The sequence below is a fragment of the Paenibacillus profundus genome (assembly GCF_021369635.1).
Classification (GTDB): domain Bacteria; phylum Bacillota; class Bacilli; order Paenibacillales; family Paenibacillaceae; genus Paenibacillus_B; species Paenibacillus_B profundus.
This window is the reverse complement of record NZ_JAJNBZ010000025.1, coordinates 72,964-82,646: the sequence shown is the minus strand read 5'-3', so window position 1 is coordinate 82,646 and position 9,683 is coordinate 72,964. Positions and strand designations below refer to the sequence as shown.

Sequence of the window (9,683 nt, the reverse complement as noted above, 5' to 3'; positions counted from 1 at the left end):
GAGGTTGTTAACCTCTATTACACAAACGTTTCACTCGTTGTTCAGTTTTCAAAGAGCAATCATCTTAAGCTTACATAATCAAGACTCAAAAGCCTCAATTCTGACTCGCTTTATTTCGCCGCCGCGTTCAGCAGCGACCTTTATAATATATCACAGCGTCATCTTCAGTGTCAAGCACTTTTTAAAACTTTTTTCGTTGTCTTTCGACAACTTTTTGTTTCATTTTGTGTCTTTCGCTAGAAGCGACGTTTATTAATTTATCACATCTATAGGCATGCGTCAACCATTAAATTAATACCATTTTCAAGAAAATGATCGAGGCCAAGCCAGGGACCCCAAGAAACCCAACAGCAGCCAGTGTCAGCGGGTTAGTTGGCACATGAACTCCGGCAATCCACCCCGTCGAATTAACGATATAGAGTAGAACAAAAGCAGCAGTTCCATGAAGCAAAAAGATGAAAAGCCCCTTCCACGCAAACCTTTGCCGCAATAAGACAATAAGCAATGCCACCATCGAAATAACTAGCAATCCCATCATTAACAGCTTCATACGCTACAACACCTCTCCTAGGCGAAGCGCATGGATATTGGCTTTCTTCGCCCTTTTTAATAACATGCCAACCCGCTTCTCTGCTGCTTCTAACGAAAAGATGGCATAGTCCACCTCATCTTCACCAAGTGCGTGCTCAAAACAAAACCAAGCTCGCTCCCACTCCTTGTATGCATAACGAATATCCTCCATCAGCTGTTCCTGCTCGGATTGTATATGTCTATACCGCTGCTTGTCCTGCCGGCCTGCCAACCACTGCTTTATTATTTTCAGCAAAGGTGTCATCCCTCCCATAGAGATTCCTCATTAATACTTATGGAGGAGCGGACAAGGGTAGAACAGGTAATAAGCAACCTTATAGAGGTTATTCAAAAAGCCCTTTTTGACCAATATGGCTTCTCGGTGCTGTAAAGCAACCTTTTTCGACCATGCACTTATAGATGCTCTTTCCAAAACACAGATCAAAAAAGCCTCTGATTTCTCAGAGACTTTTCTCAACAGCCTAGCGGCATAACCCCTTAATGGCTATCGCGTTATGCTTAATATAATTATTGAATTTCACGTCGTCCTTCCAACGCCTTGGACAGCGTCACTTCATCCGCGTACTCCAAATCACCGCCAACAGGCAAGCCATGCGCAATTCTCGTTACCCGGATCCCAAAAGGCTTCACCAAACGCGAAATATACATCGCCGTTGCCTCACCTTCAATATTGGGATTCGTAGCGAGTATCATTTCCTTGACCCGCTCGTCGCTAAGACGCTTCAACAGTTCCGCGAGACGTATATCCTCAGGTCCTATGCCTTCCATTGGAGAAATCGCACCTTGCAGTACATGATAGTAGCCCATAAATTCCTTCGTCCGCTCCATAGCGACCAAATCCTTCGTCTCCTGAACCACACACATAATAGACGCGTCACGCGATTTATCCTGACAGATACGGCAAGGATCGACATCAGTTATGTTGCAGCAGACGGAACAATAATGCAAATTCCGTTTTACGTTAACAAGCGCCTTGGCGAAGTCTATCACGTCGTCCTCAGGCATACGGGTCACATGGAACGCAAGACGAGCCGCTGTCTTTGGCCCGATACCCGGCAAATGGGTAAACGCATCGATCAGCTTCGCAATCGGTTCTGGATAATACAATGCGGGCTCCCCTTTACGATGACATTATGATGATGACATAACCGGAAAACGGCCGGCCCCCGTAAGGGGCAGCGCCGTTTCCATAAAGATTAGAACGGCATATACCGCAGTGGTATATGCCTTTCATTTGCTAGATTTAGAACAAGCCAGGAATTTTCATTCCGCCTGTGAATTTAGCCATGTCGTCGTTCGCCAAATCTTCCGCTTTGGTAAGAGCATCGTTAACTGCAGTAATAACGAGATCCTGCAGCATTTCGATGTCTTCCACATCAACAACTTCAGGTTTGATGGCAATGCTCAGCACTTTTTTGTGGCCGTTAACCTCTACCGTTACTGCGCCGCCGCCAGAAGTACCAACCATCTTCTTTTCAGCCAATTCTTCCTGAGCTTTCAGCATTTGTTCTTGCATCTTCTTAACTTGTTTCATCATTTGATTCATATTGTTCATCGCCGTGAATTCTCCTTTTTTCTACTTAGAATAAATGAATTAATCTTTTATGACAACAAGGTCTTCTCCAAACATTTGGATAGCCTCGTCAATCCATGGTTCCCGGGACGGTTCTTGACCTTCGGGCTCCAACTGAAAATCAGGTTCCTGCCTGTCCTCTGTTCGAGCTTCCGCAGCCTCCCAGTCCTTCAACATCATCGTATCAAGTTGATACGGCTTGCCGAATGTGTCAGACAGAACACGTTCAATGACCTGTTTGTTATTCGGCTTCTCGGTCGTATCCCGATGAATCGTGTTTTTAAAAGCAACCAGAATTCGATCTTCAAGCGCCGATACTGGTTCTCCGTTCACAAGCCATGCGTGAATCGTCACCCCGGCTTCTTTTACACGCTGCAGCACCTGCCCCCAATTTCCACGAATACGGCCGAACTCAGAACTGTCTTTGTCAGCGATATATCGTTCGAACTGAGGCGGCTTATTCGCAAGTCGCGACACACGGCCGGAAGACCGGGTAGCTGCTTGCGTACGCTCAGCAGCAGGTTCTTGCTGGCTGCTGACCGCTGCCCCTGACTTCAGAAGTTGATCAAGCTTCGCTTCTAAAGACGCAACTTGACGCTGCAAATGTTGCACAGAGGAAGATTGTTCCGCCGTTCCCTGTGGCGCCGAGCCTGTATCCTGCAATCCCGAAGCGCCCGTGTGACCGGGTGAGAACGACTGGCCTTGCGCCGCTAGCTGAAGCAGTGCGACTTCAAACAAGGTCTGCGGCTGCACCGCAAACTTCATGTCGGTCTGATATCGGTTCAACGTGTCAATGATCTGGAACAGCCGTTCGGCCGCAAACGTCTCGGCCAAGTCACGAAAGACTTCGACCCTCGTTAGGCGATCCGTCAATGCGTCCCCGCTCGGCACCATCTTCATCATAAGCAAGTCCCGGAAAAAGTAGAGCAAGCTTTCCATGCACTTGTCCGCACTCTTCCCTTCCTGCATCAGTCGCTCGATTACCATTAGAATCGTTCCCACGTCCCCGGCTTGAACCGCCTGGGCCAATTCGGCGAATTGCTCTTCTGGCATCCCGCCTGTTATATCCAGCACTTGCTGATAGGTAACTTGTCCGTCGGTAAACGAGGCGGCTTGATCCAGCAAGCTGATCGCGTCGCGCATTCCGCCGTCAGACAGCTTCGCGATATACGTCAAGCTCTCCTGATCGGCCTGAATGCTCTCGTCCGCACAGACTTGCTCCAAGCGAGCGACCTGCTCATCAAGCGCTACCCTTCTGAAATCGAAACGCTGACAGCGGGATATAATCGTTGCTGGCAACCGATGTGGTTCCGTCGTCGCCAAGATGAACATGACGTGAGCCGGCGGTTCCTCCAACGTCTTCAAAAGCGCATTGAAAGCTTCCGTCGTCAACATATGAACTTCATCAATAATGTACACCTTATGGCGCACTTCAGTTGGCGCATACTTTACTTTTTCGCGAAGATCGCGAATTTCCTCCACGCCCCGATTGGAAGCGGCGTCGATTTCCACCACATCCATCACGGAACCGGCGGTGATGCGCCGACACGCTTCACAAGCGTTGCAAGGCTCTGGGCCAGGCCCTTGCTCGCAGTTTACGGCTTTCGCCAGTATTTTCGCGGCACTGGTCTTCCCTGTTCCACGCGGTCCACTGAACAGGTACGCATGCGAAAAACGCCGCTCCCGCAGCGAATTTTGCAGCGTTTGAATAATATGCTGTTGTCCGACCATGTCATGAAATGACTGTGGCCTCCATGCGCGATACAATGCTATATGACCCATGATGCAACCTCGAAAACGTTTTTCTTATTATACTATATCACAACCGCTAAAAAAACAGCCATTTCCTCTCTTTGGAAACTTGGGAAGACTGCCTATAGTTTATTCAGTTGTCCATTGCTACGGATAGACATCGGCATTTCAGCCAACAGGTTGAAATGGAACCGATAGTGTAAACGTCGTGCCAAAGCCTTTAGATGCGACGCGAATTGTGCCGCCCAAGTCGTGAATAATGCGCTGACAAACCGAGAGGCCCAGCCCAGTTCCATTCTGCTTGGTCGTAAAGAACGGATCAAAGATTTTGTCGATAAGAAAGGAAGGGATACCAGGACCTGTATCGTGTATGTCGATCAGGACGCGCTTGCCCGCATCATCCCGCTTGACCGTTATCGTAAGCGTTCCACCATCAACCATAGCTTCAATACCGTTCTTCGCGATGTTGATGAATACCTGTTTTAAAAGTTCCCGATCCGCTACGACGAACGGCATCGTCTCATCCGCGGCATAGCGAACGTGAACCCCGTGCAGGACGGCTTCACTGCGAATAATCGGCATGATATCATTCATGACCTGATATAAATCCACCCGCTCAATGGTTACGTGCTTCGGTTTGCTCAGCAGCAAAAATTCTCCTACAAGCTCATTAATTCGATTGATTTCCGTCAGCATAATCTCGGTATAGTGAACTTCCTTGCCCATCCCCTTCTCATGCAGCGTCTTCTTGAACATCTGCAGAAATCCCTTAATGGAAGTGAGCGGATTGCGGATCTCGTGCGCAGTCCCCGCCGCAATCTGTCCAATCATAGCCAAACGGTCGCTTCGTTGAACCTGCTCCTCCAACGAACGAAGATTGGATACATCCTTGAAGAGAACATAGGCGCCGACAATTTCACTTTGCGCATCACGCAATACATTGGAATCGAGGAGCAGTTCATACCGCTCATTGCCGTTGCGCCATGAGACCGCATGATTGCGTACGACAACCCCTTCCAGAAGGGCGCGTTGGACCAGATGATGCTCGGTAGGCATGTCCCCGAACAGATCATTGACCCGACACTGCAGCGCCTGTTCGCGTTCCCATCCAAGGACATGGCAAGCCATCTCGCTGATGTCCACCAATCGAAACTGTGTATCCAGAAGCAGAATTCCTAAATTCACATCTCGCAAAAAGGCGCCGGCAAACTGTTGCAGCAGGTTTAATTCACCATGTCCTCCTTCATGCCTCTCTTCACTGGGAGAAGAAGGAGACATCGGCTTCAGCGAACCCGAATGTGGCGTTGGTTCAGTCATAGACTCACCTCAATGCTAATAAGCGCAAGTTTCATTCTCTCGCAATTATACTTGCCTGATTATTGTTGCAGAAATTGGCAGCAGACCACCGAGATGGGCTGGTAATGCCGTTTCCGCTTGTCCGCGCTCTTTGCTATTATATATTTCTTTCGCCGAATAAGGTCTATATTCCTGCTTCCATCTATTATATATGAGCATATATTCATAATAATTGTAAAATAAAAAAACACCGAATCATTCGGTGTCTCTCTTGTAATATGAAAACCGTGCACCTGTTATTGATAATTGCGATCCGAGCGGCACTTCTGCGTATCAGCTCGGGTCAGGCTTCCCTCCGGCACATGAGCTCTCCTACTTATGGCTGCTTCCTTCCGGACCTGACCAGATTCATAGGCACCCATTGCGAAGGACCCGACCGTCAACACCAAACGCAAATACCGGACCCCACATCGACAAAACCTCTAACAGGAATTCAATCTCGCTACAGCGGATTGCGAGTTACAGGGCACCGCTACCTCCCCATCTAGCACGGCAAAACCTAGTATAGACTATTTGAGGCGAAAGTGCAACTAAAGTCAATTGTTAACAATCGTGTCGCTGCGGACAGGTTCGGCTTCCGCTTGAACATCATCATCTCTCCAACCACGCAGCAGTATGCATATGGCAGCGCTTATAACGCCAACCCCGACATGCAGCCCCACATTTGGATAGATCCACTGCGCAGCGCACGTCGTTGCCAGCGTCCAGCCGGCGGCAAAACAGACCCAGATGCGTCAAGACGCACCTTACGGGAGACGGCAACGAAATTCAACCAGCCGAGACCGATAACGACGCTGCACACGACGAAGACGCTGAGCCAAGCCAGATGAAGGTTGATGTCTGGCTGTTCAGGCTACCCCCACGAAGGAAACGTCCTCCGCGTCAGCTGCAACAGTCCGTATGCCCCTCCGGCCTTCCCCCGGTGCACATTCACTCGATCGATGCCGGTCTGATACTCATGAGGATACAGCCCCGTAACCATCCAGCCTTCAGGGGCTTTATGCGGCGCGCGAGGGGATTGGACGGCATTGGTTGTTCCTGATGTTCGTCAATCATTTTCATTCCCTCCTCTATGCGATGAAACATGCGAAATCCTTTTCGGTATTGGTGCGGCGTCATCCCATAAATCCGCTTGAACGTGCGCGTAAAAGAGTCCTGTCCAGCTCATTCCCACACGGCTGCACCTCCTTTTGCAATTCGATAAGGACTTACATTTCCATCATACAAGGTGGGGACTTCATTCGTTTTGACATTTTGTGCGAATCGGTGTGTGCACCGGCACAAATATATGCAAAAAAATAAACTCCCTCGACTGTTGCCAGTAAGGGAGTTCACATTAAACACATATGCATTAGATGCCGTATTTCTTCTTAAATCTATCCACACGACCGCCAGCGTCCAAGAACTTCTGTTTGCCCGTGAAGAACGGATGGCAAGCGGAGCATACCTCTACTTTCAGGTTTTCCTTAACGGAACCTGTTTCAAACGTGTTACCGCATGCGCAAGATACTGTCGTGATGTGATATTTCGGTTGAATTGCTTCTTTCACTTGAATTCACCTCTCTCCGCCCTGAGCCCTTTGCGTGCTCAGAGTTATATAGACACATGAGTGGATTATAGCATGTTTGATTTATACACGCAATGTTATTTTGACATTTCCAGTCAGTCGATTCCAGTTCCGATCCACCTATTACTTCGCGTATGACTTCACACGCGCCAACTCCGCCGGAGGCACATGTGTATAAGAACCGATAACGACATCAGGCAGCTCGTCACGGAAAATATCTATCATCTGCTTCATGCCGAGAACATCGCCCTGCGCTTTCGGAATGAGCGCAAGATAGCTCTCGGGATCAATGTTCAAATTACGCATTTGAATGAGACGAAGCTTCGTCCGCCGTGCAAACTCCACCATTGCCTCAATCTCTTCTTCCCGGTCGGTTACGCCTGGGAAGACAAGATAATTGATCGACGTATATACGCCCTGTTCCGATGCATAGCGCAACGACTTCTCCACATTATGAAGTGTATACGCCCGTGGCCGGTAGTAAGCATTGTAATGGTCGTCAAGCGCACTGATGGTGCTCACACGCATCAAATCAAGACCTACATCGACTATAGCCCGTATATGGTCGGTCAAGCCAGCATTGGTATTGATGTTGATATACCCCATATCCGTCTGGCGGCGCACCTCGCGCATCGCTTCGACGATAATCTTCGCCTGCGTGGACGGCTCACCTTCGCAACCTTGGCCGAAGCTGATAATCGATTCCGGTGTCTTCAAATGCTCCAGCATAATCTGCACCAATTCGTCGACAGTCGGCTTGAAGTTCATCCGCGTCTGCGGGGCTGGAAATCCGCTGTCATCCGGCTGCTCGGAAATACAGCCAAAACAACCGGCATTGCAGGAATAGGATACCGGAACAGCACCTTCCCAGCGATTCAGGAACGTATTGGATGCCGTCAAGCATTCGTATTGCAAGGCGCAATGCGACAAGTGCTGATATAGCCGGTTATCCGGATATTTCGTAAGCAACTGGTCCACTTGAACGCGCAGCTCGCCTGAATCGCAATTCAAAGGATCCCATTTGTGCGGATCATCCGTCGAATGAGCTGCAGCATAGAACCTCCCATCTTGCCAGACGACCGCCGTATAGCCGAAGAGCGGGAGCTTCTGCTCTTTATCCGTCTTCACGTAGCTCGGAATATGCAGACGCGTATAGCCCTGCGGCAGCAGCGCCCCAACCGCTTGCACGTCTCCCGGCAGAGCGACCATCTCTCCCGTATCCGGGTCCAATCCGATCGGACGCGTGCAAGGCAGTCCGACAAGCGTCGCTCCTTCCGGCAGCGGAATCAACTCGTCCTCAAATATTTCAACGATCATGTCACCACTGCGGGCGAGGCCGATGTATTCGGGGTGATCAAAGATGTTGCCTTCACTATCCGCATAAACTAAATACATGTAACCTTGTCCTCCTACATTCATGCTTCACGTCATTCCACAGCGTCACATTTGCCATCGTCTTCCTAGCTGACCGAGGTGCTCCGCGTCCGGCGCGTCGGAGAGCCGCCGCTTCCGTTGCCGTTCGTGTCCAAAGAAGCCATAAATTCTTCGTTCGTCTTCGTATCACGCAGCTTTTTCAGGAATTGATCCACAAATTCAGACGTTTCATTCATATTTTTGCGAATCGCCCACAGCTTATCAAGCTCTTCCTTCGTCAAGAGCATTTCCTCGCGGCGCGTGCCCGAGCGGCGAATGTCAATCGCAGGGAAGATGCGGCGTTCAGCCAATTTGCGATCCAGATGGAGCTCCATATTGCCTGTACTTTTAAACTCTTCATAAATGATGTCGTCCATACGTGATCCAGTCTCTACCAATGCTGTCGCAAGAATGGTCAGGCTGCCGCCTTCTTCAATATTGCGCGCCGATCCGAAAAAGCGCTTCGGACGATGGAAGGAAGCCGGATCAATACCGCCGGACAGCGTCCGTCCGGATGGCGGAACGACCAAGTTGTAAGCCCGCGCCAGACGAGTGATGCTGTCGAACAAAATAACAACGTCTTTCTTATGCTCCACCAAGCGCAATGCGCGTTCAAGCACCAGCTCAGCTACTTTAATATGATTCTCAGGCACCTCATCGAATGTGGAAGCGACTACTTCGCCTTTTACCGAGCGCTGCATGTCAGTCACTTCTTCCGGACGCTCGTCAATAAGCAATACGAACAACTCGATGTCAGGATGGTTCTCCGAAATACTGTTGGCAATTTCTTTGAGAAGCAAGGTTTTACCAGCTTTAGGCGGGGCGACGATAAGTCCGCGTTGACCAAGACCTACAGGGGCTAACAAATCCAAAATCCGTGTAGAAACTTTGTTCGGGGCCGTTTCAAGCACCAGCTTCTTCTGTGGATAAAGAGGAGTTAATGCAGGGAAGTGCAGACGCTGAGCTGCGTCTTCCGGTTTCTCTCCATTGACGGCATTAATTTGCAGCAAACCGAAATAACGCTCATTCTCTTTCGGTGGACGACATTTACCGGACACCAGGTCACCGGTTCGAAGATCAAATCTACGGATTTGAGATTGCGAGATATAAATGTCTTCCGAACTTGGCAAATAGTTGATAGGCCGCAGGAAACCAAAGCCTTCAGGCAATATATCCAGCACGCCCTCCATAAACATATATCCGCCTTGTTCCGCTTGTGCGCGCAAAATAGCAAAAATCAATTCTTTTTTCTTCATCTGACCGTAGCCGGCAATTTGAAATTGCTTTGCCAGCTTATATAGCTCGGTCAGCTTCTTCGTTTCCAAATCGGAAATTTGTAACTCCATGAATACAACTCCTATTCTGTTCATAAATGCATGTGATGTGAGATGGATAAGTCCTATGAAAATAAAAATGAGAAATAGCGGTGTG

11 protein-coding genes and 1 other RNA gene are annotated in these 9,683 nt (G+C 49.3%); 1 reads left to right on the top strand and 11 read right to left on the bottom strand.

What is annotated here, in order from left to right:
• Window positions 1-286: 286 nt before the first annotated feature.
• The 7 genes from LQV63_RS23130 to ffs form a co-directional block, all read right to left on the bottom strand.
• Window positions 287-550: a pro-sigmaK processing inhibitor BofA family protein gene (locus LQV63_RS23130; RefSeq protein ID WP_233698460.1), complete on the bottom strand. Its 264-nt coding sequence runs from the start codon at window positions 548-550 to the stop codon at window positions 287-289.
• Window positions 551-553: 3 nt separating this feature from the next.
• A complete protein-coding gene (locus LQV63_RS23125; RefSeq protein WP_233698459.1) occupies window positions 554-835 on the bottom strand; it encodes a DUF2508 family protein in 282 nt (93 codons plus the stop codon).
• Window positions 836-1,098: 263 nt separating this feature from the next.
• On the bottom strand, window positions 1,099-1,698 hold the full coding sequence (gene recR, locus LQV63_RS23120) for a recombination mediator RecR (protein WP_019421217.1): 600 nt from the start codon (window positions 1,696-1,698) through the stop codon (window positions 1,099-1,101).
• 136 nt (window positions 1,699-1,834) lie between these two features.
• Window positions 1,835-2,146: a YbaB/EbfC family nucleoid-associated protein gene (locus LQV63_RS23115; protein ID WP_019421216.1), complete on the bottom strand. Its 312-nt coding sequence runs from the start codon at window positions 2,144-2,146 to the stop codon at window positions 1,835-1,837.
• Between the two features lie 39 nt (window positions 2,147-2,185).
• Window positions 2,186-3,946, bottom strand: coding sequence for a DNA polymerase III subunit gamma/tau (gene dnaX / locus LQV63_RS23110; RefSeq protein ID WP_026011038.1), 1,761 nt, complete (start codon window positions 3,944-3,946; stop codon window positions 2,186-2,188).
• A gap of 138 nt (window positions 3,947-4,084) precedes the next feature.
• Window positions 4,085-5,233, bottom strand: coding sequence for an ATP-binding protein (locus tag LQV63_RS23105; protein WP_019421214.1), 1,149 nt, complete (start codon window positions 5,231-5,233; stop codon window positions 4,085-4,087).
• A 264-nt stretch (window positions 5,234-5,497) separates the two neighbouring features.
• Window positions 5,498-5,765, bottom strand: an RNA gene (gene ffs / locus LQV63_RS23100) — signal recognition particle sRNA large type.
• 31 nt (window positions 5,766-5,796) lie between these two features.
• On the opposite strand from ffs, the gene LQV63_RS23095 reads away from it, so the two are divergent.
• A complete protein-coding gene (locus LQV63_RS23095) occupies window positions 5,797-6,102 on the top strand; it encodes a hypothetical protein (RefSeq protein WP_233698458.1) in 306 nt (101 codons plus the stop codon).
• A 100-nt stretch (window positions 6,103-6,202) separates the two neighbouring features.
• On the opposite strand, the gene LQV63_RS32130 is transcribed toward LQV63_RS23095, so the two are convergent.
• From LQV63_RS32130 to rho, 4 genes are all read right to left on the bottom strand, one after another.
• Window positions 6,203-6,400, bottom strand: a complete 198-nt coding sequence (locus tag LQV63_RS32130; protein ID WP_407672954.1) for a hypothetical protein — start codon at window positions 6,398-6,400, stop codon at window positions 6,203-6,205.
• A 223-nt stretch (window positions 6,401-6,623) separates the two neighbouring features.
• Window positions 6,624-6,821, bottom strand: a complete 198-nt coding sequence (gene rpmE / locus LQV63_RS23090) for a 50S ribosomal protein L31 (protein WP_019421211.1) — start codon at window positions 6,819-6,821, stop codon at window positions 6,624-6,626.
• A gap of 141 nt (window positions 6,822-6,962) precedes the next feature.
• On the bottom strand, window positions 6,963-8,234 hold the full coding sequence (locus tag LQV63_RS23085) for a radical SAM protein (RefSeq protein WP_233698457.1): 1,272 nt from the start codon (window positions 8,232-8,234) through the stop codon (window positions 6,963-6,965).
• Between the two features lie 65 nt (window positions 8,235-8,299).
• Window positions 8,300-9,598, bottom strand: a complete 1,299-nt coding sequence (gene rho / locus LQV63_RS23080; protein WP_019421209.1) for a transcription termination factor Rho — start codon at window positions 9,596-9,598, stop codon at window positions 8,300-8,302.
• Window positions 9,599-9,683 lie beyond the last annotated feature (85 nt).